This is a genomic window from Pseudoxanthomonas sp. JC1303 (assembly GCF_058448525.1).
In genome coordinates, this window is the sequence record NZ_CP185958.1 from 3793154 (window position 1) to 3817693 (window position 24540).

23 protein-coding genes, 1 tRNA gene and 1 pseudogene are annotated in these 24540 nt (G+C 60.3%); 14 read left to right on the forward strand and 11 right to left on the reverse strand.

Annotation, left to right across the window (positions count from 1 at the left end):
- Positions 1 to 189 precede the first annotated feature (189 nt).
- Both ACORQU_RS16980 and ACORQU_RS16985 read right to left on the reverse strand, forming a co-directional pair.
- Positions 190 to 741 (reverse strand): energy transducer TonB, encoded by a 552-nt coding sequence (locus tag ACORQU_RS16980; RefSeq protein WP_491642238.1) that lies wholly within the window; start codon positions 739 to 741, stop codon positions 190 to 192.
- A 152-nt stretch (positions 742 to 893) separates the two neighbouring features.
- On the reverse strand, positions 894 to 1550 hold the full coding sequence (locus ACORQU_RS16985; RefSeq protein WP_491642239.1) for an energy transducer TonB: 657 nt from the start codon (positions 1548 to 1550) through the stop codon (positions 894 to 896).
- 146 nt (positions 1551 to 1696) lie between these two features.
- On the opposite strand from ACORQU_RS16985, the gene serS reads away from it, so the two are divergent.
- From serS to ACORQU_RS17010, 5 genes are all read left to right on the forward strand, one after another.
- Positions 1697 to 2977 (forward strand): serine--tRNA ligase, encoded by a 1281-nt coding sequence (gene serS, locus ACORQU_RS16990; protein WP_491642240.1) that lies wholly within the window; start codon positions 1697 to 1699, stop codon positions 2975 to 2977.
- A 113-nt stretch (positions 2978 to 3090) separates the two neighbouring features.
- Positions 3091 to 4062, forward strand: coding sequence for a LysR family transcriptional regulator (locus ACORQU_RS16995; RefSeq protein WP_491642241.1), 972 nt, complete (start codon positions 3091 to 3093; stop codon positions 4060 to 4062).
- 98 nt (positions 4063 to 4160) lie between these two features.
- Positions 4161 to 4250, forward strand: a tRNA-Ser gene (locus ACORQU_RS17000).
- A gap of 82 nt (positions 4251 to 4332) precedes the next feature.
- Entirely contained in the window at positions 4333 to 5820 is a 1488-nt protein-coding gene (locus tag ACORQU_RS17005) for a DUF6538 domain-containing protein (RefSeq protein WP_491642242.1), read from the forward strand.
- Between the two features lie 42 nt (positions 5821 to 5862).
- Positions 5863 to 6561 carry a hypothetical protein gene (locus ACORQU_RS17010; RefSeq protein ID WP_491642243.1) on the forward strand — a complete coding sequence of 233 codons (699 nt, stop codon included), beginning with the start codon at positions 5863 to 5865 and terminating at the stop codon, positions 6559 to 6561.
- A gap of 702 nt (positions 6562 to 7263) precedes the next feature.
- Here the strand turns inward: ACORQU_RS17010 and ACORQU_RS17015 are convergent.
- The 6 genes and pseudogenes from ACORQU_RS17015 to ACORQU_RS17040 form a co-directional block, all read right to left on the reverse strand.
- Positions 7264 to 8106: a hypothetical protein gene (locus ACORQU_RS17015; RefSeq protein WP_491642244.1), complete on the reverse strand. Its 843-nt coding sequence runs from the start codon at positions 8104 to 8106 to the stop codon at positions 7264 to 7266.
- A gap of 85 nt (positions 8107 to 8191) precedes the next feature.
- Positions 8192 to 9025 (reverse strand): hypothetical protein, encoded by an 834-nt coding sequence (locus tag ACORQU_RS17020; protein ID WP_491645160.1) that lies wholly within the window; start codon positions 9023 to 9025, stop codon positions 8192 to 8194.
- A gap of 126 nt (positions 9026 to 9151) precedes the next feature.
- A pseudogene (locus ACORQU_RS17025) lies at positions 9152 to 9298 on the reverse strand (DUF4236 domain-containing protein); the annotation flags it as partial.
- Between the two features lie 85 nt (positions 9299 to 9383).
- Complete coding sequence (locus ACORQU_RS17030; protein ID WP_491642246.1) at positions 9384 to 9758, reverse strand: hypothetical protein; 375 nt, start codon at positions 9756 to 9758, stop codon at positions 9384 to 9386.
- Entirely contained in the window at positions 9755 to 10069 is a 315-nt protein-coding gene (locus ACORQU_RS17035; RefSeq protein WP_491642248.1) for a hypothetical protein, read from the reverse strand. The genes ACORQU_RS17030 and ACORQU_RS17035 overlap by 4 nt, the downstream gene beginning before the upstream one ends.
- 73 nt (positions 10070 to 10142) lie before the next feature.
- Entirely contained in the window at positions 10143 to 10916 is a 774-nt protein-coding gene (locus tag ACORQU_RS17040; protein WP_491642249.1) for a hypothetical protein, read from the reverse strand.
- Between the two features lie 113 nt (positions 10917 to 11029).
- Here ACORQU_RS17040 and ACORQU_RS17045 point away from each other — a divergent pair, with 113 nt between their 5' ends.
- The 6 genes from ACORQU_RS17045 to ACORQU_RS17070 all read left to right on the forward strand — a co-directional run bounded on the left by ACORQU_RS17045 (position 11030) and on the right by ACORQU_RS17070 (position 17373).
- Positions 11030 to 11386: a helix-turn-helix domain-containing protein gene (locus ACORQU_RS17045; RefSeq protein ID WP_491642251.1), complete on the forward strand. Its 357-nt coding sequence runs from the start codon at positions 11030 to 11032 to the stop codon at positions 11384 to 11386.
- 788 nt (positions 11387 to 12174) lie between these two features.
- Positions 12175 to 12852: a vWA domain-containing protein gene (locus ACORQU_RS17050; protein WP_491642252.1), complete on the forward strand. Its 678-nt coding sequence runs from the start codon at positions 12175 to 12177 to the stop codon at positions 12850 to 12852.
- Entirely contained in the window at positions 12852 to 13667 is an 816-nt protein-coding gene (locus ACORQU_RS17055) for a PP2C family serine/threonine-protein phosphatase (protein WP_491642253.1), read from the forward strand. The genes ACORQU_RS17050 and ACORQU_RS17055 overlap by 1 nt, the downstream gene beginning before the upstream one ends.
- 189 nt (positions 13668 to 13856) lie before the next feature.
- The gene (locus ACORQU_RS17060) at positions 13857 to 15599 is read left to right on the forward strand and encodes a helix-hairpin-helix domain-containing protein (RefSeq protein ID WP_491642254.1); all 1743 of its coding nucleotides are present in this window, start codon (positions 13857 to 13859) and stop codon (positions 15597 to 15599) included.
- A gap of 38 nt (positions 15600 to 15637) precedes the next feature.
- Complete coding sequence (locus tag ACORQU_RS17065; protein WP_491642256.1) at positions 15638 to 16570, forward strand: hypothetical protein; 933 nt, start codon at positions 15638 to 15640, stop codon at positions 16568 to 16570.
- A 230-nt stretch (positions 16571 to 16800) separates the two neighbouring features.
- Positions 16801 to 17373 (forward strand): DNA N-6-adenine-methyltransferase, encoded by a 573-nt coding sequence (locus tag ACORQU_RS17070; protein WP_491642257.1) that lies wholly within the window; start codon positions 16801 to 16803, stop codon positions 17371 to 17373.
- A gap of 45 nt (positions 17374 to 17418) precedes the next feature.
- On the opposite strand, the gene ACORQU_RS17075 is transcribed toward ACORQU_RS17070, so the two are convergent.
- The gene (locus ACORQU_RS17075; protein WP_491642258.1) at positions 17419 to 18816 is read right to left on the reverse strand and encodes a site-specific integrase; all 1398 of its coding nucleotides are present in this window, start codon (positions 18814 to 18816) and stop codon (positions 17419 to 17421) included.
- Positions 18817 to 19748: 932 nt separating this feature from the next.
- Positions 19749 to 20282: a hypothetical protein gene (locus tag ACORQU_RS17080; RefSeq protein WP_491642259.1), complete on the reverse strand. Its 534-nt coding sequence runs from the start codon at positions 20280 to 20282 to the stop codon at positions 19749 to 19751.
- A 311-nt stretch (positions 20283 to 20593) separates the two neighbouring features.
- On the opposite strand from ACORQU_RS17080, the gene radC reads away from it, so the two are divergent.
- The 3 genes from radC to ACORQU_RS17095 all read left to right on the forward strand — a co-directional run bounded on the left by radC (position 20594) and on the right by ACORQU_RS17095 (position 23925).
- On the forward strand, positions 20594 to 21076 hold the full coding sequence (gene radC / locus ACORQU_RS17085; RefSeq protein ID WP_491642260.1) for a RadC family protein: 483 nt from the start codon (positions 20594 to 20596) through the stop codon (positions 21074 to 21076).
- A 217-nt stretch (positions 21077 to 21293) separates the two neighbouring features.
- Positions 21294 to 23045 (forward strand): ATP-dependent nuclease, encoded by a 1752-nt coding sequence (locus tag ACORQU_RS17090; RefSeq protein ID WP_491642261.1) that lies wholly within the window; start codon positions 21294 to 21296, stop codon positions 23043 to 23045.
- Positions 23046 to 23163: 118 nt separating this feature from the next.
- Complete coding sequence (locus ACORQU_RS17095) at positions 23164 to 23925, forward strand: HEPN domain-containing protein (protein WP_491642262.1); 762 nt, start codon at positions 23164 to 23166, stop codon at positions 23923 to 23925.
- Between the two features lie 281 nt (positions 23926 to 24206).
- Here ACORQU_RS17095 and ACORQU_RS17100 read toward each other — a convergent pair whose 3' ends face one another.
- A complete protein-coding gene (locus ACORQU_RS17100) occupies positions 24207 to 24461 on the reverse strand; it encodes a hypothetical protein (RefSeq protein ID WP_491642263.1) in 255 nt (84 codons plus the stop codon).
- Between the last annotated feature and the right edge of the window lie 79 nt (positions 24462 to 24540).

Consider the following 24540-nt stretch of genomic DNA (forward strand, 5'->3'; position numbering starts at 1 on the left):
ACCGTTCATGACAGGCCAGATGCGCCTGGGCTCAGGTCCGAATCGTGAGCTGCATCTTGCGATCGGCAGTTCGACAGCGCGCCCTGTCTTGCATGTGCTCAATTGGAGCAAGGCGAACAGGTGAGGGCGAGCGGAAGGTGTGCGCGCAGCTGTAATGGCCGGATGCGCATCCGTAAGGAGGCTGGACGCTTACTGCGGCGAGAACTCCACCGGGATCTGCACGGTCGCTGTCACTGTCTCGCCATCGCGGATGGCCGGCTCGAACTGCCACTTGCTTGCCGCCGTCATGGCCGCGCGGTCCAGCTGCCGGTTGCCGCTGCGCTTGGCGATGCTGATCTGGGACGGCTCGCCGTGCGCATCCACCTCCACGTTGAGCAGCACGGTCCCGCCCTCGCCAGCGCGCAGCGCCTCGCCCGGATAGTCCGGTTGCGGCATGCCCTCGGCCATGCGCGCATCGCGATCGGCGATGACCGGGCGTGTCCGGCTGGACGCGGTAGGGGCCTGGGACTGCCCGTTGGTCTGCGCTGCTTTCGCAGGGGGCGACGCGTCGTCGGCGGCTGGCACGGTCGCGGTAGGAGCGGGTGCTGTCTCACGCGTTGCGCCAAACCACCAGATCGCTCCGCCTACCAGAACCAGCAGAACGATCAGCCACAGCAGCGGGCCGATGGATCTGCGCTTTAACGTGGACGACGAGGGCGCGCTGTCCACGCCCTGCGTGGTGTCGGACGAAGATGGACGCATGGTTTCAACCTCACTGGTGGCGTCCTCAGGGGACGCTTGCGAGCAGTGTTGGTGCCATGTCGTTTTTGTGACGTGACAATGCCGGCCGCGCCGCACTCCGCAACCGGCTGGGGTTCAGTGATGCAAACCGGATTTCACGCGGGCCGCGACGATCAGTGCTGCAGATTGAATTCCACAGGCACGTCGACGCTGCCGGCCACCGGCTGGCCGTCTTCGATCGCAGGCTGGAAGTGCCAGCGACGCACCGCCTGCATGGCGGCCCGGTCCAGATCGCGAGAACCGCTGCGCTGGATCAGGGCCACACCGCCCGGATCACCGTTGGCATCCACCTCGATGCGCACCACCACCGTGCCGGTGTCGCCGCGCCGCAGCGCCGCAGGGGGGTAGGTTGGGGCGGGACTCTGCGCCTCGATCGGCAGCGGGGTCGGACGGTCGGCCTGCGCCGCCGCAGGTGGCTGAGTGGTCGGTGCACCGCCGGCGTCCGCGGTTTGCTCATCCACGGCCTTGGGCAATGGCTGGCTGGACGCGCTGGTCTCGGCCGCGGGGGCTTGGGTATCGCTCGCCGACGGTGCCTGCATGCCACTGGCGTTGTCCTGCGCGGCCATCGGCTCGGGCAGCGGTTCGGACAGGGCGGCCTCGGCGGTCTTATCGACCGGCTGGACAGAATAGAGGGCCTCATCGTCGCGGTTGGTCAGCCAGAACAGCCCGAACAGACCCAACCCCAGCACGAAGGCGCCCAGCGCAAACCACAGTGCGCGATGCGGCAAACGGAAGGTGAAGGCGCGTTCGCTGGAGCTGGCACGGGACATGAGCTTTGGGAACCATCGCTTGCGGAAGACAGCGGATTCTTGCACAGGCGCGCGCGCCGGACCCGACCGCCGGCTGGCTGGCGGCAGCGCCGAATGGGGTTTCGGGCGATAATCCGGGGTTCTCTCCCCGCGCCGATGTCTTTCCGATGCTCGATCCCGTCCTGCTCCGCAACCAGCCCGCCGACCTTGCCCAGCGCCTGCGCGACACGCGCGGCTTCGATCTGGACGTGTCCGCCCTGGAGTCCCTGGAGACACGGCGCAAGCAGATCCAGGTGCGCACGCAGGAGCTGCAGAACCTGCGCAACACCCGTTCCAAGGCAATCGGCCAGGCCAAGGCCAAGGGCGAGGACGTCGCGCCGCTGCTGGCCGAGGTCGCCGGATTCGGTGAGGAGCTGAAGGCCTCGGAGGTCGAGCTGGACCAGTTGCGCGCCCAGATCGAGGCCATCGCCCTGGGCATTCCCAATCTGCCCGATCCGACCGTGCCGCCGGGCACCGATGAGGCCGGCAACGTCGAGCAACACCGCTGGGGCACGCCACGCCGCTTCGATTTCCCGATCAAGGACCATGTCGAGCTCGGCGCGCGCAACGGTTGGCTGGACGGCGACACCGCCGCCAAGCTGTCGGGCGCGCGCTTCACCGTGCTGCGTGGCCCCGTGGCGCGCCTGCATCGTGCCCTGGCCCAGCTGATGCTGGACCTGCACACCGGCGCCCACGGCTACCAGGAAACCAACGTCCCGGTGATCGTCAACGCCGAGTCGATGCAGGGCACCGGCCAGCTGCCCAAGTTCGAGGAAGACCTGTTCTCGACCCAGGTGGGCGAGGGCAAGCGCTACCTGATCCCGACCTCCGAAGTGCCGCTGACCAACACCGTGCGCGACACCATCGTCGAGGACGCCGCGCTGCCGTTGCGCATGACCGCCCACTCGATGTGCTTCCGCGCCGAGGCCGGCAGCCATGGTCGCGATACGCGCGGCATGATCCGCCAGCACCAGTTCGAGAAGGTCGAACTGGTGGCCATCACCCGGCCGGAAGAGAGCGCCGAAGAGCACGAGCGGATGACCCGCTGTGCCGAAGTGGTGCTGGAGATCCTGGGCCTGCCGTACCGGCGCATGCTGCTTTGCTCGGGTGACATGGGCTTTTCGGCCACCAAGACCTATGACCTGGAGGTCTGGCTGCCCTCGCAGGACACGTACCGTGAGATCTCCTCGGTCTCCAACTGTGGTGACTTCCAGGCCCGGCGCATGCAGGCGCGCTGGCGCAATCCGGCCACCGGCAAGCCGGAGGCCGTGCATACGCTCAACGGCTCGGGCGTGGCGATCGGCCGCTGCCTGATCGCGGTGATGGAGAACTACCAGAACGCCGACGGCAGCATCGACGTCCCCGAAGCGCTGCGTCCCTACATGGGCGGACTGGAACGCATCGCCTGAGGATTGGCCCACGGGCGGGGTAGAGAATCCCGCCTGAATTTGTCCGTTTTCGTTGCATGGACAAACATGCGGGTGTTAAATGTCCTGAATCGTTCCAGATTCGGGATGCCGCCATGCAAGACCTCAACGATCTTTACTACTTCGCCATGGTCGTCGACCACGGCGGCTTCGCCGCGGCCGAACGCGCGCTCGGCATCCCCAAGTCACGCCTGAGCCGGCGCATCAGCCAGCTGGAAACCGACATGGGCGTGCGCCTGTTGCAGCGCTCCACGCGCCGCTTCGCGGTGACCGACGTGGGTATGAGCGTGCATCGCCACGCCCAGACCATGCTCGCCGAGGCACAGGCTGCACGCGAAGTGGTCGATCGCCTCTCGGCCGAGCCGCGTGGCGTGGTCCGGGTCAGCGTGCCGGTCGCCGTGGCGCAGATGCAGTTGCCCAAGATCCTGCCGGCGTTCCTGGACAAGTACCCCAAGGTGCGCCTGCAGCTGCACGTCAACAACCGGCGCGTTGACATCATCAACGAGGGTTACGACATCGCCCTGCGCGTGCGCGCCAAGTTGGACGACGATGGCAGCCTGGTGATGCGCAGCTTCGGCCAGATCCAGGAATTGCTGGTCGCCAGCCCCAAATACCTGCAGCGCGCCGGCCGGCCGCAGACCCCGGAGGACCTGACCCAGCACGTGACCATGTCGATGAGCGAGGACGAGGCCCGCCAGCGCTGGGAACTGCACGGGCCGGCCGGGGAGGTGCGCCGCGTCGAGCTGCAGCCGCGCCTGGCGGGCTTCGATTTCCCGCTGCTCAAGGCGATGGCCAAGGACGGATACGGCATCACCCTGCTGCCCGAAACCGTGTGCGCCGATGCGGTGCGCAGCGGCGAGCTGGAGGTGGTGCTGCCCGAATGGTCGCTGCCGCAGGGCATCTGCCATGCCGTGTTCGCTTCGCGCCGTGGCCTGCTGCCGGCGGTGCGCGTGTTCATCGACTACCTGGCCGAACACCTGCCGCAGCAGATCGAGGCCTCGCGCCTGGACTGTGGCGGCAAGTGCGTCGAACGCCTGGTCGAACTGGGCCTGCGCAAGGCCTCCTGACCCGCCCAGGGCGGTACCCGCCGCCCCGCGCACGTGCGAGAATGCGCGCCCGGCCCCGCGCCGGGCGCTTTGCTGCCGGGCCTGCCGGCACGCACTTCGGAGAGATGGCCGAGCGGTTTAAGGCACCGGTCTTGAAAACCGGCGAAGGGTCAAACCTTCCGTGGGTTCGAATCCCACTCTCTCCGCCAATCCATTGTAAGTGATTGATAAAAAATCACGTTTTGGATTTTCAGGGTCGGCGAGGCAGGAAACAAATCGGGAAACATCCCGATGCGAATCCCCCATCACCTCAGCCGGTCCGCGTCCGGTCGCTGGTCCTTCGTCCAGCGCGTGCCCACCGATTTGCAGTCCGTGCTGGGCTGCCGGCTCATCAAACGGACCCTTCGAACCGGCGACTTGCCCCAGGCTCACTTGCGTGCGGTCCGGTTGACGGCGAGCTATGCTCAGCTCTTCGCGATGTTGAGGGAGCAACGCGTGTCAAAGATGAGCAGGCAGGAAGCCGACGCGCTGATCGCACGGCTGTCGTCCGGGGAAGTCCCCATTGTTGAGCTGACGGTCCAGAAGACCCGAGCGCCGGATGGCACGACCACCGAGCGGTGGCAAATCGACAATGCCAAGGATCTGAAGCTCTATAGGGAGTTGATGGAGCTGGAGGCCAAGTTGGCGTCCTCCCCGGCGCCGCCCCCGCCCAAGCCGGGGGAGCGGAGGGTCTTCGCGCCAGGCTTCGTCAGGGCAGGATCTGCCGAAGCACCGAGTAAAGATGTCATTGAGTCGATTGCCTTAGGCAAGGCGCGCGATGCTTGGCTGGCAACGCTCAAGGGCGCCACGCTGCCCAAGACCTACACCATCAAGAAAACGGCCATTGAGGCGTTGGTGGCGTTTCTGGGTGAGAAGGCCAAAGTGCATGCCATCACCCGGTCGGATCTGGCCCGGTGGTATCAGCACATGCGGGAGAAGGGCGCCTCCACGCCGACCCTCACGAATAAGCAAAGCTACGTGGGCGGCAAAGGCGGATTTTTCGAGTGGGCCATGGCCTCCGGCCACTATCCCCGCGGGGACAACCCTGCATCCGGGCATGTCAGCTACTCCCAACGCGAGAAGCGGGCGAGGAAGAAGCTGGGCTTCAAGGCGTATGACCGGGACCAGATCCAGGCGCTCTTTTCGCCGAAGGCGTTGGCCAAGTTGTCCGAATCTGCCCGCTGGGCATCATTGATTGGTCTCTTCACCGGCGCCAGGGCCTCGGAAGTCGGCCAGCTGCTGACCAAGGATGTCTTCGAAGAGGATGGGATTTCCTGTATCCGGATTTCGGACGAGGGGGAGCACCAGAAGGTGAAGACCGAAGTCAGCCTCCGCACCGTGCCAATCCATCCCGACCTTCTGGAGATGGGCTTCTTGGCCTGGGTTCAGTCCAAGCGAGACGCAGGCCATGCCCGGCTATTCCCGGCGGCGAAGGCCGATGCCAAAAATGGGCAGGGGAATTGGATCACCAAGGCCTTCAGCCGCCATCTTGCCGACGTGGGCAAGGACTGGGCACCGGCGAAGCGGGGCTTCCATTCGCTTCGGAAGACGTTCATCCAAGAGTTGCAGGGCGCTGGCGTTGTCTCGGAGCTACGAGCACAGATCGTGGGCCATGAGCTGGACGATGAGCATCATGCGACCTACAGCCGGGATTTCACCGTTCGCGAGAAGCTCGAAGGATTGGGGGCGCACTGCCCAGGGATAAACGCTCTTCGCTATAGATCGAGGATTCATCCGTAAGCAAAAATTTGCCGCAATTTCGGGCGAAAGGGGATCAAAAAGATGAGGTTTTCTCAGCTTCTAGGTGGGTTAGTCATTGGCTTTTTCGGCGGGTCTCGAGCGAGAAGGCAGCAATTTCCAGTAGTTAGTGATGATGTCCTTAAACTAAGGGATGACATCAATCGTCTGAATGAAAGAATAAAAGATTTGGAGCAAGTTGGGACTAAGATAGTAGTTATCGAAAATCGACTGAGCAAATCATTTCTAGCTCAGCTGAGTTTTGGATTCAACTTATTTAGCGCTTTACTAGTGGCTGTAGTAATAGCTAGCTTGTCAGCAATTGTTGTGGTGGGGATGAAGCGAGATTTCTTGGCCATCATGGATCTGCTTGCTTATCTTTTCCCTGTATGGGCAGGAATTTTTGCTGGGCTAGGATTTTATACAAGAAAGCCAGGGTTAGATAAGGAGGGCGGCGGAAATTTCATAAATGAGGTTAATTGTTTTCAGACCTCTGTCGCATTCCTTTCTTTTGGGGTAATCGCATACCTCGTATCCAAGGGGTTTGCCTACGACGCCTTCCTCACTTCATTTGGATTTATCGGCAGCGGGATTTCACTTTTTTCTGTATTAATTAATTCAAAAAATATCAGAAATAATCCAGATCGTTTAGATAAAAAATTTAGGCCAATTGTTTGGACGGTTTTCTGCCTCAATGTTTTGGCCTCCGTTGGCTGGGGTGTGATATTTCTTTCTAGGTTTTAGCTTGAGCTTGTTGTGTTTAGTAGGGCTATAGCCACAAATAGCGCTCCGACGCCTACGACGCTATAAAATCCAAGGGCGACAGCTTGGGGGTGGCTCATTCTTGTTAGCTTGTTTTTAGCTTTCTTCAGCTTGTCGATGACCATAAGTCCTCCATATTTTTATCCCTTTTAGGCTGGATTTTATCTAAGTCAAGTGGTCAGTATCGATAATTGCTGTGCGTGATGCAGGCGATGGGGGCATCGCGGCGTGGGAACAGGGATATCAGGCGGAAAAAACACATCGTGTCGTGAATGCTTGTTACTAATGATGCGGTCGGGACCATGGTGGTTGGCTGCTCAGTTGCGCCCATGCCACCGTCATCGCTAACAGCAGCAACCTGAAGCAAAAAAAGTGCCGTTATGCTAACGATCACTACCAGAAGCGTCATAACCACGCACTGGCCTAGCTGAAGCCTTGGTCATGCCGCCGAGCCTCGTAAGCCTGGTGAGGATGACGCCGCTCCTCATTCCTCAACCCTGCCGAGCCATCGACCACGAACCAAAGGGCCCAAGCAGCAGGCTCAGCGGGAAATACAGAAGTTGCGCGGGTCACGGCCTTCTTAGGAGCGGTGCAAGGCGCTGTCGCCTTGAACTCGCCGGCAGCGCCCACCAAGCTTCCAGCCATCGGATCGATCTTGGTAGTCATTGGGTGGCATTTGAAAGACTAGCGGGAGGCGCCAAGTGGCAGGCTCTCTGCTGCGAGCGGGCAGTCACGTCGGACGAACTGAAGCCCATCATCGGTAGTGCGACCCAGGATGACGACATCGTCGGTTAAGCGGAGCACTCGGTCTTTTGAGTTTTCAGCACAAGCTGTGTTGGGTTGAAGGTCGAACATCATCGCGCCGTGCCCCGCGAGCCAGTTCAAGGCCGGAAAGAGCGGCGACGACGCGTAAAGCAGGGAGGCCGAGGCCGCAATGACCGTTACGCAGCCAAAAACCCGAGCAAGGCTGAGCATGACGTCCAGATCCTTCGGCTTGCTCCAGGTAAAGAACGCTTTTCCCAGACTTCCGATCATCGTGGCCGGCACCACGAAGACGCCCCCAACCGCTACCAAGGCTGCAAGGACTGGGACGAAGGACAGCGGGATCAGAAAAGCCACTGTGGTGGTGAAGGCCGCAGGGTCTTGTCCTGTTGCCTCGTTTACCGCCATGCGGCTCACCCCCGTCGCGGCGGCTGCCGCCATCACACCGCCGGCCGCCACGAGCAGCTTCACGAGGGGAAGCTGCAGCTTGGGAATGACCCAGTCGTGAGCCTCCTTCAGGAAGCACAGGCCGAACAGCGCGAACGCGAGATAGGCGAACGCCTGCGCAACAGCGTGCTTTGGGGCTGCCCAAGTGATGGCGAAACTGATAAGGAGACTGACGAGCGCGAGGGCGTATACACGCGCGACTGGACCTAGTCCACGCCACCATCTTTTCAGTCTCTTAATGGGCGGCAACTTGCTTCCATTCTCCAATGAGTTCATGGAATGATGCGTGTCCTCTCCGTTGTCCTCAGTGCTGCTCATCGCGGGTCTCATATTTCAGCAGCGGCATCAGTCGGCTGCGGATAAGGCATCCCGGCTTGTCCGCCAACCGGTTGTCAGCATTCACTTATCTGGGAACGATTGAGGCGAGTCTGGAAATGGCGTGCGCAAAGCCGTTGGCGGAGCCCAATCTGGAGATTTGCAGGAGTTCGTTGAGGCCGGTCTGGCTCCATAGCGCCACTTCCTCGTAACGGCAGACTGGAATCTGCCGGTTGTCCTTGAACCGTCGATCAGGCCCGCCTTTTTTGTTGACGTAGCGCCACGTGTGCCCAGTGACCGTGGCGTCACGGGGGACGCCGCCTTCCTCAACAAAGTTCGTTACGGACACATTCACTCTCAGTTCTTGGTAGCTCACCGCGCCCACGCCCTCCTTGTCGTAGATGAGCACACGGTCAGGGAAGAAGTGAAGCGTTTGTGCTCCGACGTTGACCGAGACGGTTCGAACGTTGGTTCGGACAAACGGAGGCGGGGAGTAGGTAAACCGTGTGGCTGCGCGGGCGATGACCTGGCCTGCGCCCGCGTGATACTTCGAATCGTGAACCCGTGCGCTCGACGAGACGTGCCAGGCGGCGCTCGCGGATGCCAGATGATTTGCCCCTTCGTAAAGCCGGTTCAAGGCTTCTTCCATCGAAGAGTCCAGATCGTAGAGCACCACGGCCGACTTCCTTAGCTGGTCTTTTGCAGCCACGAGTGCAACACCAATGGCGCAGGCGACGGCGCTGGTGAGCAACAGCCAGCGCGGGCTGTCATTTCCTGCAAGAAGCAGCAAAGCCAGTCCCGCGGCGCCCAATGCCCATGGCCAAAGAAGCCATCGGCGCCGCTTCGTGTTTAGCTCTTCGAGAAGCGATTGGGAGGAAGAATCGACAATCGTTGTTGCTTGCGCCGAATCGATATCAACCATCGGGCCAACGGTCGCAGATTGTGTTTGCCAAGCCTTCGGAAGGTTCGACGGCTGAGGCTGACTCGGTGCAGGCGGCTTTACCGCGGGAGAGGCCCGCCTCGCGGGGATCGTAGCTCGGTAGTAAACGCCGCCCGCGCCCATGTGGACGTAGTTGCCTCGTGGCCCAGTTCCTACCCGTAAGCCCTTGATGCCAACCGAGACGCCGACACCACCCTTCGACAGATTGAATCGGAATGCGCCCACTCGGACGCTCTTTCGCAGATAAAACCCCATCTCCCTTCCCCTGAAAGCCTCCCTAGCTGGGGTTTGATATACCAGCCAGGGAAGGACTGGGGAAGAGGCGGAGACACACGTCTGATTAGCTGGTCAGCTGCACCCACATCACCAGCAGAGCGAAGGGAAGCCATTTCAGGAAAGCCAAGGCTCCCATGGCCATCATGACGACCAAAGGCGTCATCACCCACCACTGACCCCAAGAAAAGCCTTGGTCGCGCTGCCGAGCCGCGTAGGCCTCCTGCGGATACAGCCGCTCGACCTTTCGCAGCCCGCGGCGAGCCAACAGCGGGCCGACGACGAATCCGAAAGGACCCAGCAGGAGCAGGCTCAAAGAGAACCAGCAGAAAAAGCGGGTGTGTGGAGTCATGACTTTCTTGGGAGTGGCCCTCAAGGCCTTGTCACCACGGTAGCCACCGACCGCACCCACGGACGTTCCGGTCATCGGGTCGGTGCTCATCGTGTGTAAGCCCTCCAGACGCCGTCGGCCTTGGTATAGCGCAGGCTCTTGTTCACGGAGATAGGGACTTGCCGGCCGGCGATCTCCAGCATCACCTGGCCGCGGGTGTCACAACGGTAGCCATCGGCGCCGTCGGCTTGGGCGCAGCCGCTCAGTTCGAAGTCCCGGACCTCCACGACGCGCCCGGCGCCGCTTTGTTCCAAGAGACTGGCCAGCGCCTGCTTGGCGTTGGCGTTGGACGGCTTTCCGCTGCACGCGGTGAGGCCAACGGCCGAGGCCAGGGCGGCCAGGCCAATCCATGCGTTCTTCATGTCGTTCCTTTGCTGGGAAGGGGCGGGCCGGCAGGCCGGCCCGCGAGGGGAGTAAGCGTGGGAAGGCGAGTGCTTACCGGTCGCGATTGCCGTCGGGCTTGAACCCGGCAATCCACATGCGCGCGTCCTTGAATGGCGTCAGCAGGCCCGAGGCGCCGGGATGCAGGTCGGCGGTCTGGAAGAATCCAGAAACCCAGGCCACGCGCAGCGCAACGTCAACGGCCTTGTCAGAGACACCAGGGCGAGACACGTTGACGACAAAGGGCTGTGCCGGCGGGTTGGGGCCAGTAGACCGTTGGGCGCCTGAGTTCGGCTTGCTGGGCAGAACCCGGATGCCAGTGAGCGTGTCGCGACCTTTCCAAAGGGCGGACGTGTTGAGTTCGGCCGTCTCGCCCAGGTCATCGGCCTCCGTCACGGCTGCATCGGCGCAGGTGCGGAAGGTTTCGCTCGTGGAGGTGGTCGGACTGGTCCAAATGCGTGCTTCCACCGTCCAGCAGGGCAGCGATGCGCCCCATTCGGTGTAGGTCAGCGCGACCCGGGGCCAGTCCAGCTTCCCGAGCTGGGCCTGCTGGTGATTGTCCGCCTTGAACAGGTTGGGCAACTTGCCGGAGCCGCTGATCGGGGAGTAGATAGGGCCGGTGTTACTCGGCTGGCGACCTTCCTTGCCCGCGCTGGCGGGCTTGATGCCAACCATCTGCTTTCCAGTGTCAGCCAACCCCTTTCCCAACTGACGGAAGAAGCCAGGCTTCTCGCCTGCGCTGTTGGGTGCTTCTTGGGCGCTGGCTGTTGTCGAGAACAGTGCGATACCCAGGAGCGCAGCGAACGCTCCCTGTCCTGAGTGCTTCATGTGATGCCCCTGTCATTCGCCGGCTTGGCGACGTTTGCCAATATGGCAAATGCAGCGCAAACTTGGAACCGCCAGACTGCGGGCTTAGTCAGCAATCGTTCGATCTTGCCCCCATGCCTGCTCCAATCCCTCCCGCCCGAACGTTGGGCCGTCGTCTGCGCGAAGCCCGCCAAGCGCGAGGGATGAACCAAGCGGAGCTTGGGGCAGTGTTGGGGCTGGAGGACGAGAACTCGGCTGCACCGCGGATCTCTCGATACGAGCGCGGGGACCGGATGCCAGACGAAAAGACGATGGAGACGTTAGCGGCCGCTCTAGAACTGCCAGTCGCCTACTTCCATGCCACCAGTGATTTGATGGCGGAGGCGATTCTCGTTCTGGCCCAACTGCCGGATGAGAAGCAGACTGAACTGCTTCAGCTGATGAAGAAGTTCAGCAAGTCGGCAGCTCGTAACAACGATCCGAAGCTTTAGCCGGAAGTGCAGGGGGAGAAGCCACAGCCACCGTTCGCCGCGGTTTGAGCTTTGTTCTTCTGCTCAGGGTCTACCGTTCGGAAGGCAGGAGTCGGACTTCTTCGGTCGAGAACGCAAGGTTGGCGAGCGCCCCTTTTGGACCCGAAAGGACGACGCCATCAACGCCGACCGAGCGCATGGTGCCGAGTCGGGATGCCTTACTCCCTCCTTTTTCATACGCGATGGCAATTAGCCCTTCCGACGTAAACACAAGCACGCTTGATCCCACGGGCAGACACGCCGATCCAACCCTCTCTGTCCCTGCATCGACCAAGACCACTTGGTATCCCATCCGGAAAACGTCTTCGCTGACATGCCAACCAGCGTTGATGGCCGCTTGAGCCGACGGGGATGGGGTCGCAGGGGCAGCTCGCTGGCATTCGCCGCTCGCAAGAATCGCCTGCTTTTGGCGCGGCAATGAATGCGTTTCCACAAGCCGGATGGTTCCGACTTTGCCTGGCACGACCCTGGACGCGCCCTTCCTGAGCGGTTGCGTGGGTGCCGGAGGTGGACTTTGTGGCGCCACTTCAGGCACGTGTCTTGCATCGCCAGGAGGCTTGGCTGCAATCGCACCTAGCAAGACTAGAACGATGGATGCGGAGACCACCAGAGGGAACCAGTCTGCAATCCCCCTAGGAGCCCAGCCAGGTGGCGTGGTTGAAGGCGTGGCCATGGCGCGATCATAAAAGGTCCTGCGGCCACGTCCACAATTTCACCGTAGACTCGTCTCAACGACAAGGAGATCCAGCATGACCAATGAGTTTGAACAAGTCCCCTTCGGTGCCAGTGCGTTCGCCGAAAACCCCGAAAATCGCTGCGCCTGCCTTCTTTTGTTGGATACATCGGGATCGATGAATGGCCAACCGATTGAACAGCTCAACGCGGGACTGCTCCAGTTCCAAGAGGAATTGAATGCGGACTCCCTGGCGGCCAAGCGTGTCGAAGTCGCCATCGTGACGTTTGGCCCTGTTCAAACCGTTACCGAGTTCGTCACGGCAGATAGCTTCTATCCCCCCGTCTTGACGTGCACTGGTGACACTCCGATGGGGTCCGCCATTGAGCAGGGCCTTGAGATGGTTCGGCAGCGGAAGGAGATCTACAAGGCCAATGGCGTCTCCTATTACCGCCCTTGGGTTTTCCTGATCACTGACGGTTCGCCCACTGACAACTGGACACGTGCAGCCCAGTTGGTCAAGGAGGGCGAAGCAACCAAGAACTTTCAGTTCTTCGCCGTCGGGGTGCAAGGCGCCGACATGAGTGTTCTCAGCCAGATTTCCACGCGCGCTCCTCTTCATCTCAAGGGACTTCAGTTCAAAGAGTTGTTCCGCTGGCTGTCCAACTCCATGAGCGCGGTGTCCCGTTCAACGCCTGGGGATGCAGTGCCGCTCTCGAACCCGACCGCGCCTGATGGTTGGGCCAGCGTGTAATGGAGCTTCAAGAGTGGAGAGTGGTAGCGGCGTCTTCGTTGGGTGCGTCGCACCTCAAGACGGAGGCGCCCTGTCAGGATGCACATGCTTGGGATCTCACGCAGGACAACCAGACCATAGTGCTGGTCGCAGCTGACGGCGCAGGCAGTGCCTCGCACTCGGACACTGGGTCGCAACTGGCAACGAGTGAGATACTGGACTCCATTCGAAACTTCTTTGACGACGGGAAAGATCTTTCACAAGTAACCCGAGAGGTCGCCAATGAGTGGTTGAGGAATGCCGCTGAGCGCATCTCGGAGCGGGCTAAAGTGGATGATCTTCCCGTGCGGGAGTATGCGTGCACCTTGCTTGCTGCCATTGTTTCGTCTACGCATACGTGCTTCTTCCAGGTCGGTGATGGAGCCATTGTCATCCGGCCCAGAGGTGACGACTGGGCCTATGTGTTCTGGCCTCAACACGGCGAATACATCAACACCACGGTGTTCATAACCGACCCGGCAGCGGTGGAGAACTTTGAGTTCTCTTGCCAAGCAGGATTCGTGGATGAGGTGGCAGCTTTTACGGATGGCATTGAGGCGCTCGTGCTGCACTACGCAACACAGACGGTCCACGCTCCCTTCTTTGACCAGATGTTCCAGCCTGTGAGGGCGCTCGAGCACGGCGGCTTCAGTGAAGAGATGTCCGCCAAGCTTGAGGCATACCTCTCATCGCCAGTGATTTGCGACCGCACGGACGACGACAAGACTCTCTTGTTGGCCAGTCGCCTCGCGAAGCCGCCGATTCCTACATCTGCCGTGGTCGAAGAGAGTGCCTAAGTGGCAAGCCAAGTTCTCGTTGGAAAATCTGGCCCTGTCCGCTTAGGAAAGTTGCTCGGTAAGGGGGGCGAGGGAGCGGTCTATGAGGTCGAGGGAAGGCCTGAAGCCGCAGCAAAGGTTTACCTAACCCCCGCAAGCACCGAGCGGTCGGACAAGCTTTTAGCTATGGCGGCGCTCCGGACGCCTGCCTTGGACCAGCTGACCGCCTGGCCGCTGGAAGTCCTTCGCCAATCGGACGGCAAGGTAACCGGGTTTGTGATGGCAAACCTTCGTGACTCGAAGGACATCCATCGCCTCTACAGTCCCAAGAGCCGCCTGGCTGATTTTCCACAAGCCGACTGGCGGATGGTTGTCCGTGCAGCGCTCAATACCGCGCGGGCGTTTGCAGTCCTCCATCAGGCGGGGCACCTCGTTGGGGATGTGAACCATGGCGGGGTCCGGATCTCGCCGGACGCTACTGTCCGACTCATCGATACCGATAGCTTCCAGGTTTCCCACCAGGGGCGCACGTTCCTGTGCGAGGTAGGTGTCCAAGACTTCACCCCTCCCGAGCTCCAAGGCAAAGCGTTCAAGCAAGTCACCCGCACGGCCAACCATGACAACTTCGGACTCGCGGTCTTAATCTTCCAGATGCTCATGAATGGCCGGCATCCTTTTGCCGGTCGTTACAGTGGCTCCGGCGAGATGCCGATTGAGAAGGCTATCCCCGAGTTCCGCTACGCCTACTCATCAAACGCGGCTGCGATGAAGATGCAGCCACCACCACTGACTCCGCCGGCTACAGTTGCCTCGCCCGCTGTTGCGGGGCTGTGGGAGCGTGCGTTCGGCAGTGGGGGCGCGAAGCCGAATGGAAGGCCTACCGCTCAAGATTGGGTTCAAGCGCTAACGAAGCTCGAGGGCGCGTTCGTTCGATGTTCTCAGCGTTCCTCTCACTTCTATTTCGGCGGCTACGGCTCGTGCCCGTGGTGCCCGATTGAGCGCGCCGGCATTGCCCTATTTGGCGCCACGGCAGCGGTCATCAAAAAGCTTGGGCCCGGGCAGTTCAATCTGGAGTCGGTCTGGCGCGACATCACTTCTGCCATCTTGCCGCCGCTGGCGGCGATGCCCCAGCCGACCGTGGTTCCAGCCTCCCAGTCGGTGGCTGCCGTGGGGCAACGCCGGCGAGTGTGGCGAAACATGGGATGGGCGGTCGGACTTGCGATCCTGGTGCTCGGGGTTGTGCTCAATGCGCCCGCATTTCTTCTCTGGGCAGGCCTGGGCTTCGGTATGGGGGCGTGGGTCAACAGCAGAGGGCGAGCCGATGTCAGCCCTATCACCGCGCGATACCAACAAGCCAAAACCCACTACGAGGGACTCAAGGCTCGTTGGACTCGAGAGCAATCCGACACGCAGCTCCAGTCGAAGCAACAGCAACTCCGGCCTTTGCGAGACGAGTTGCTGGGTCTTTCAGCAGAACGCGAGAGGCGATACGCAGTCTTGATGAACAACCGGCAGCGGCATGCTCTCAACGCTTACCTCGATCAGTTTGAGATCGAGAAGGCGAAGATTCCTGGGGTAGGCGCTGCGAAAAAGGCGATGCTGGAATCGTTTGGTGTCGAGACGGCGGCCGACGTTGTGCGAAGCAAAGTCTTGCAGGTCCCTGGGTTCGGCCCGGCCCTTACCGACAGGCTTCTCAAGTGGCGTCAGAAGCTTGAAGGACAGTTCCGCTTCAATCCTGCCGCGGCGATTGATCCGCGACAGGTTGCCGACCTGGATCGAACCATCATGTCGCGGCGCTCTCAGCTGGAAGCAGAGCTCACCACTGGTCGCATGACTGTTCTGCAACTCAGGCAGGCGGCTCTGACAAGACGCCAGGCCTTGGAAAGCGCCATGCAAGAGGCCACACGTCTGTATTCACAGGCGGCGGCCGACGCGAAAGCAGTTGACGGATAACGTTAACGCCGGCCATCAATGGTCTATAGAGGATTCGGATGTCCGCTGATTCCATAAAGGATGTTGAAGCCGCCCTTCTAAGGCGCTACGCAGAGACCTACGGAAGGAACGATGAAACGTTCCAAGCAGGCTTCGGAGTGTCATGGGCCAAGCTCAAGGAAACCATTGCTCGGGAGGCCGCAGCCGAGCGAGATGAGCAAAGGGCGAAAGAGCTGCGAAAGAAGATGAGAAGTCGGGCTATACCGTTCACCGCGGAACAGTGCGCGGGGTTGCTGAAGCTTTCTTACAAGGCGTTCAATGAGCTCGCCCGGGCCGATGGGCCCACTGGGCGGTTGGTTCCCGACCAAGTTCCCGGCAAGTCCCGTGTGGTGGCCTCGATCAGCCTTGTTCGCTTACTGGAGTGGGCCGAGGGCGTGCCCAAAGTGCGGAACTGGCGGACATCGAGGAAGGACGGCGAGATTCTTGGCGCTACGCGGGCTTCCTCCGAAGTGAGTGCCAAGTTCCAGGATCTCCGCGGGCACAAAGTGAGGGTGGTGCTAAGCGGCCAAGACGGCGCTGAGGTTGTCGCATGGATCGACCTTGAGCAACGCACCCCGGCCGCCAAGGCGATGCTTCGGTCGTTTCTGCGGGAGCAGGCGAGGGTGGTAGAAGTCGACGAGCGGGGTTTCGCAGCGCTTGCCAGGCAGGAGCTGCCGCTTCCGGAGGTCTTCAATCTGCCTTGGGCGAAGCCAGAACTCCGGAAAGCCTTGGTCTTCCTTTACGTTCAGTTCCTTGCCCACCTTGAAGCATTGCTTGCGCAGCACGAGAGCGAAGCGCTGCGGGAGCTAGAGGAGTTAAAGGCGCGGCTGGCCCTTATCGAGGACACCGCGAGGACCGTCACCCTGGTCAGGGCAGAGATCAGGACGGCTGCTATGGAAGCAGGATTGCCTGCGGCGGCTCCAGCGCGAAAGCCGGTGCCCTTTCGCTTCTAGAACGCGGTGGCTTCTTGGGACGTGTGCATGAATCGCGATTCAGCTCTGAGGGGTGGGCGCCCCTTAGACGGAGCTGGCTGTATCCACATTTCGGATCATGTCCTCACGCCGACAGCGGCCCGGGACCAAAGCCGGAGCTCGCACACGGTGTCCTCCGTCGACTCATCTTCCTGAGCGCGCCAATCCTGGCGCGGTGGCGGAGCCATGCCCACTTAGCTCCGGAGATACCCATGCCTGCCGCTCAGAAATCCGTCCCCGTTCCCGCTTCCTCAAAGGTCGGCTATGACAGGTGTCCAGCCACCACCGAGACTTGGCTTACGCCGCCTTCGCTGTTGGACGCGCTTGGCCCCTTCGACTTGGACCCGGCTACGCCCGAGCAGGGCATGCCTTGGCGAACCGCCAAGAAAATGCTTAGGCCGAGCGACGACGGCCTTGCCATGGCTTGGCCGAAGAGGTCGTTCGTGTGGCTCAACCCGCCCTACGGACGCGGCATGGATGCCTGGATCTCCAAAGCAGCCGAGCATGGAAACGGGGTGGCGCTGATTTTTGCTCGAATGGAGACCGGGTGCATGCACGCGTCAGTCCTGACCCATCCCAACGCGTCGGCAGTGGTGTTCACCAAGGGGCGCCTAGCCCTCTGCCGTGAGGATGGGACGCCGGGCAAGGCGTGTCCGATGGGATCGCTGTTTGTAGGCTATGGGGAGCGGGCCGCGGAGCGTCTTTGTAAGGCGGTGAAAGGAGGCCACATCCGCGGGCACTATTTGGATCTGGTTCGCGTTCGATCTGTGGCAGCCGCTGGCTAGGGCGTGGCTTCCTCTATGCCCCATCCCCATTCCTATCGATCCGTTTCACGGATAGAACTTCGCACCCCGGCCCAGCTGCTTCGCGAACTGCCCTCGCTTGTAGCGCGGCAACACGACTGGCGGCTGGAACACCTCAAGGGCCTCAAGTTGGCGGGGCCGCTCGAAGGGGTTCGGCGTGCTGTTGTATTGGCCCAGGACCGGGAAGTCCTGGCGTGGTGTGTGACCGGTAAGCGCGGCCACGTCAGCGTCAGGAACGCGGCGGTGCTTCAGGTAGGTGGCCAGGGTATGGCGGAAGCCGTGGAAACCGACGCCTTTTGCGAAGCCTAAGTCCTTCATGTAGGTGCTGAACTGGTTCAGCAGTCCTTGGCTGTAGCGCGCATTGGTCTCCCCGGTTGCTCGATTGATGCCAGCGGACAGGTGCGGGAAAAGGCGAGGGTGGCGGCATCCCTTGATGTCCTCGACGAACTCGAGGAATCCGGCGTCAAGGAGAGCTTGGTGGATGGGGATGCGGCGGATGGCCGACTTGCCCTTGAGGCTCTGTCGCGACCTGGCGCCCTCGTTCCGAGCCAAGTCGGGGTCCACGGTCTGCTGGATGGCGATACACCACACGTCGCCCTCCTGGATGATGTCGGCCACCTTCAGCTGCGCCACCTCATTGATTCTTGCTCCGGTATAGAGGCCGATCATCGGCCCCCACCAGCGATGCGGCCACTTCTTGGCCCAGGCGGTGAACGTAACCGGGTCAAAGATGCGCTGCAGCTCCTCATCGCTGAAAGGATGGCGCTTGAGGATGGACTTGTCGGGATCGCGTGTCAGATCCTTCTTGATGTCCCCGAACGCGGCCATTGGCGAGTTCACGATGGCCCGGGTGGCGACCAGCCGGTTGAAGAACGCGGTGAGGAACCGCTGGTGCTTCTCCTGCGTTGCCCTGGCCGGACCCTGCACGTTGAGGGCTTGGCCCCGCGCGATCACTTCATCAAACGAAAGGCCGGCGAGTTCGGGGTCTTTGGCCAAGCCAGGAGGTGCCCAGCGCAGCAGCTCCCACATGCGCTCGACATGGGTGTGGTCGATGCGAGACACAGGCACATCGCCACAGGTCAGCAACAGCAAGTTGAGCGTGCGCGTGGAGGCTTCTACGGTCACGGCCTTCAAATAGCGTCGCTTCTGGTGCTTGGCGTAGTCCTCGATCTCGATGGACAGGAGGCGGGCAGGGCTGCCGACAGGCAGCGGATCGTGATAGCGCGTGCCGTGCTTGCCGCTTCTAACGCGGGCCGTCTTGTTGCAAGCGGTGGTGATGAGGTCTTGGGCGTTGTAAGCCGCTTCGCGGCTGGCAACCACCAGCTTCCCGATGCGGATACGTCCAATGCGGAGGTCCTCAAGAACGAGGGCGCCGGATGGGCTATCGATATACGACTGGAGTGTTTCGACGAGGGGGTTCTTCATTGCCTTGCTTCCATTGTTTCAATGGAAGTAGTCATACGTCGGCAGCGGAGACCGTCAATCCAAAACCGGTGTTTATTTTTCTCCTTAGGCAAACTCGGCAAGGAGGGTTGTTGTGGCGGCTCCACAAGTTTTGTTCCAATCGGATTTAGTCAAAATTGATCAACAGCAACAAGGGCTTGCGCGCGGCACGTTAGGGATTGTCCGAGTCATTTGTATACTGTTTAAAAAATGAAGGCTGCTGGAAAAGTTGTATAACCTAACATAAATATGAATGGATCTTAAACGATATTCATTTTTTGTTAGATTAACTTGACAGGTATGAAGGATCCGCCGCAGCTTTAAACGGTTGGCCCCCATCCTGAAGGAGTCAAGTTATGCCGATTAAGCCTGGCCCGAAGCCTATAGCGCCCTCAACTGGAAAGCCTGATCAGCGTCGGCGTGACAACAAGGAAACGCCTGGCAACACCCCTGATCTCAAACCTCACAAACATAAGAAAGGAAGCTGAGGCTTGGTAAATGGGATGGGGGGCCATCCGTGCCCCCTCGCTGAGCACGTTAGTTTAACTACTTGGCATCTGACACTTCTTGGTAAACGCGGTCAGCGATGGCCTAGAGGTTGTAGGCGACCTAACGAGATTCAGCTGTGACGGACCTAAGATCATAAGCAACACGTCCTACGGAGCTAAGGGTTGGTCTGAAGTGTGTGACGTTATCTGGGAGTCCAAGACCACCTGTTGCTTTCCGTGAGCCGAACGAAATCAGCATCCGGGTGAAGGAAGACATGCTCGATTTGGTCGGGCCCGAGGTTGAACCGGCTGTAATCCTCAAACCGGCCCGGCGGGTCCCTCGTCTCAATACCGTAGGTAGCCAGATCTGCTTGATAGACCGCCGCGGCCAGTCCGAAACTGTTTCGCAAATGGGCGGCCGGAACTCTAGCTTGGACGAGGGCGGGTCTGCCGATTGTGCGAAGCAGGGGGGCCCAGCACGCGATTCTCAGCGTTGAAGTTGTAAAGCGCTTCGCCTCCCCAGTGCTCCAACAGTCGCCTCACGCCGCTTTCGTGCACTTCGCACGGCGGATAGAAGCAGAACCAAGCCTGCCCGCTGCGATTAGCGTCCCGGATTTGATTGGTCTTGAGTAGATACGCCGCTTGGTCTGTTGTTAGGGCACCTCGCTCGACTCGAGCTGCAACACGGCGCGCTATCAGGTCGGTGCTCAGGACTTCCAAGCCACTTGTTCGTATGCCAGCCGCTTCATCATCCGTAAGACGGGTGAAATAGAAGCCGCGAATGGCAAACGGACTCAGCGCATCGCCCAGTTGCTGCATCGCTTCATCGAACGCTGCCGCTGACTTCTCAGGGCGGTCCTGCTCCCATGCCCTGAACACCGGGCGCAGCCTCTCAATGACTTGTTGAAGCCCTTCGGGCCAACTGGCAGGGTTGCTCACGTCCAAGAGAGGGGCGGTCATATGACTTCCACGTGCGAAGGCATTGATGCTAGCCCCATCAATCCTGCCCTGCATGCGTCCATACGTTGAGTGCCAGCGGCTGGTGGACTGACTGCGCAATTGGCCTTGTCCTCTCAGCGCTGAGCCTCTCGAAGGGGATCCTGGCTTCGCTGCCCCTACCGCAAGGACAGGCCTCCTCCTCGCCGCTGACGCGTTGTTCCGGCCCTCCGCTGCGCGCCGCTCCCGCGGTGCTCACTCGCGGGTGCGGTAGGGCCGAACGCTTTGCCTGTCGGTTCCCACGAGGCGCACGACGCGCTGGTGGAAAAGAACCGATGAAGCGCGCCACTCAAGACCGGAAGGCCCAATACCAACTCCCGATGGACGAGGAGGGCATCCTGCTCGCCGCAGCTCAGATTCTGGAGCAACGCCTCCACCGGGAAGGCGGTGTCCAAAGCCCCGAGCAGGCCGGCCGCTACCTAGTGGCCCGTTGCTCCCATCTGCCTCATGAAGTCTTCGGAGTCCTCTTCCTCGACACGAAGCATCAGATTCTCGCCACCGAGCACCTCTTCAGCGGGACCATCGATTCTTGCGAAGTCCACCCTCGGGTTGTCGCCAAGCGCGCCCTTGAGCTCAACGCGGCCGCGGTTTTGTTGTTCCACAACCATCCCTCCGGGAATCCGGAGCCTAGCCAGGCCGACCGTCAAATCACGGATAGGCTGAAACAGGCCCTCGCACTTCTCGACGTGCGCGTGTTGGACCACTTGGTCATCGGCGGTCGCCAGCACGTCAGCTTGGCCGCGAGGGGGTGGGTGTGAACCCGAATGCACTTCGGGTGCCAACGGGCGCCCGGATCGGTAAGCTCTGATCGGGCCTTGGAGACAGCACCAAAATGGACGTGAGCGAGCTTTTGGCTACCAATAGCAAGGCAGGGGCATCTACCTCATGTCCAAGTTGAAAGACGAGAAGAGCAACAGCCTGGCCGAGCAGCTTAGGTCCGTGATCGGGTAATGAACCACAACAGGGGGCAAGTGAATGGCTGTCTACATTTCAGAACTGGATATTCGCAACTTCCGCTCGTGCGTCTCTACCCAGTTGCAGTTGACCGAGTTCACACCGCTGGTTGGGTTGAACAACTGCGGTAAAAGCAACTGCCTCACTGCACTTCAGTGGTTGGTAAAAGGGGGGCGATGGAAGGAGGAAGACTTCCATGATCCACTTCTTCCTATTGAGGTATCCGGCCGTCTGTATGGCATCGCCGAAGAGGACCTTGCCATGCTGGAGTTGAAGCATCGAAGGAGGATCGAGCCGCATGTGCGTGCTGGCGTGCTTTGCATCCGAAAAATTCAGCAAGTGTCTGGTAGTGGCGTTTCACTGACTGTGTTGAACCCAGACACGAACGAGTGGGATCCCAATCCGACCGGCATTGACCAGGCCATCTCTGCTCTTTTTCCGGATCCAATACGCATCGGGGCTATGGAGGATGCGGAAGAGGATGCCAGTAAGGCAAAGACGAGCACGACGATTGGTAAGCTTCTGATAGACATGGTTGCAGCTATTCAAGAAAGGCATCAGGCGGATCTATCGCCGCACCTCTTAGCAATCGTTGGAATGCTCTCCGCCGAGGGTGCAGAACGATTTGAAGAGCTGGGGAGGATTGACGCCTCCATCAATCAAAAAATCTCCGATCTGTTCCCTGGGGTGAGCATTAAGTTGGACTTCCCCGTTCCAGTGTTGAACGATCTCATCAAGGCGGGAACCGTAAAGGTCTATGAAGGGGATGGGACAGGAAGAGCCTTCGGTTCTTACGGACACGGTGCCCAGCGAGCAATCCAAATGGCGATGGTTCGCCATCTGGCCGATCTGAAGCGAGGGGCCGCGGTAGCGGGCGGTGTGACCCTGCTGCTGATCGATGAGCCCGAGCTGTTCATGCATCCGTTCGCGGTGGAGCAGGTTCGCGAAGCACTGAGGGCACTTTCCGCATCAGGCTATCAGGTCGTCTTTTCGACCCACTCTGCTCAAATGATCCTCGCCCGCGACGCCAAAAATGCTTTGTTGATGACGAAGAAGCATCCGCAGGGGACCCAGGCAAGGCCTAGGCTTCAGTCGGTGGTCGAGCAGCTGGTCGCCGAGCCTACGCATCAGCTCCATCAGATTTTCAGCCTGACGAATTCTTCCCAGATGCTGTTCGCTGACAAGGTGGTCTTGACCGAGGGAAAGACAGAGCTCCGGTTGCTCCCCAGTCTCTTCAGTGCAGTGTCCGGTAAGACCATGGGGCAGTCCTCGCTCGCGATTGTAGCGATGAGCGGCGTCTCGGATACTCAGAAGTCCATGGAGATCCTTGAGGCACTGGGCCTTCCAGCATGTGCGATTGTGGACTTGGATTACGCGTTTCGGCAGGCCACTAAGCATGGTTTCCTGGATGCGAACGACGATGATATCGCTGCCTGTAGATTGGCGTTGAGAACAATGGCGGACGACGGGCTGATCTCGTTGGACGAAGGGGGGCTGCCAAAAAAGGGGCCGCAGGGCCCGGCCTCAAAGGCTTTTGAGCTACTGGCGGAGAGAGCAGACGCATTGCCGCACATCCAAGCACTTGTCAAAAAGCTTCGGAACAGATCGATCTGGCTATGGAGCCGAGGTGCCATCGAACCTCATGTTGGGCTGACCGAAAAGAAGGAGCACGCCTGGTTGACGTTCCAGGTGAAGGTCGAAAGCGATGGGGTGGATGCAGCGTGCGCGGACGCAGCTGGCGTGCGGGAACTTGTGGCTTGGCTGGCAGGATAAGAAAGTGCGCTAGGACACGGAGCAGAGTTGGTCCAAGGGTGCACCGAAGGACGGTGTTTGCGCGACCTCCGTTGTCTAGGGGCCTGCTGATGGCATTGAGAAACGAGGATGTGGGGCGATGGGTGACTGGGAAGCTGATCTCGCGGCCAGAAGGGCGGCGTGGCATCCGCCGCCTCTGCGTGCCAAAGTCAATAACTTTGCTATCCGGTGCTTTCGAGACACGGGAGACGGTGACTACATCGCGGCGCGGCTAGCGATGAGAGCAAGGTTACATCCCCAATACCTCTGGGCCGCGGAGCAAGCCATCGAAAAATACCTCAAGTGCATCTTGGTATTGAACCGAGTAGACACTAAGAAGTTGAGGCACGACTTGGCGCGAGCGTTTGATCTTGTCAACCAGACCCTGAAGATCGAAATGACCCTCACCGAGGGAGAGAGAAGAGCGTTCGATAACTTGGTGCGTTGGAATGCGGATCGGTATTTCATCAACTCCTATGCCATTGAGGACCACGAGCTGGGATCCTTGGACCTGCTGGTGTGGCGGCTGAGGCAGTTCTGCGAGCCTCTCGATGTGGAGCGCTACTGGGAAGAGCCGTCCCAAGAACTTTTGCGCGCGAACATTGAGCGTATTCAATCCAGACCTATTCGCGAGCCACACGCGGGGCGCCTGCTTGGAGGGGAGCTCGAGAAGATACTGGGGCAGAAAAAGAATCCTGCGCGCGCAGCTCTTGTGTGGCGAAATCTGTGGTTTTCTACGTCCAATCGCAAGCGCGTGCCAATGTCCACGGGCTGGCGAATCGCGAACTCGCCACTCTACTTGGCGCATGAGGGTGAAGAAGGAGATGTGATCGTCGAGGCGAAGCGTTGGATGCAGCTCTAGTCAAGGCTTCGTGGGTCTTTGGCTCTGCGAGCGATATGTTCTGCATGCCACCAGGAAGGTGAACCTCAGAGAACACTTCCATAAACTTCGAAGAGATTTTCCTAGACGCCGCACTGCATTCCCTCGCTGCCACTGTCCTCGCCCAGCAGGGTGGAGTCTATGCATCCACGCCCCAACTACTTGCTCAACGAAGCCGTAGCGGAAGCCACGAGCAAGCGCGGCGGATGACCGTTGGCGGCCCTTGAAAGCGCTGGCCGATGAAGCTTGCTTTCCAGGGATGGTTAGTGGAGCGAGCTCTCCCGGCCCCCCATATGAGTGGTGAGCAGTGCCTCCAGCTCGGCATCGTCCAATGCCTGGGCACCGGTCAGGAAAACCAGGTCGGCCACGCGCTGACGTCGTTTCGCTTCTTCCCGTCTCGCTAATCCCTTGGCCTTCGAATCGCGGCGCTGGCTAGCTAAAAGCTCTTTCGCTTGGAGTTGCGCCATGCGTTCGGTGGCACGCTTGATTTGGTCTCGGTAGTGATCGGTGGCGGTCATGCGTTTCTCCAGTTGGCTTGGGACCAGTCAACCAAGGAATAGGCGTTCGTCAAGTTCGTAGCAGCAAGAAAATATTCGA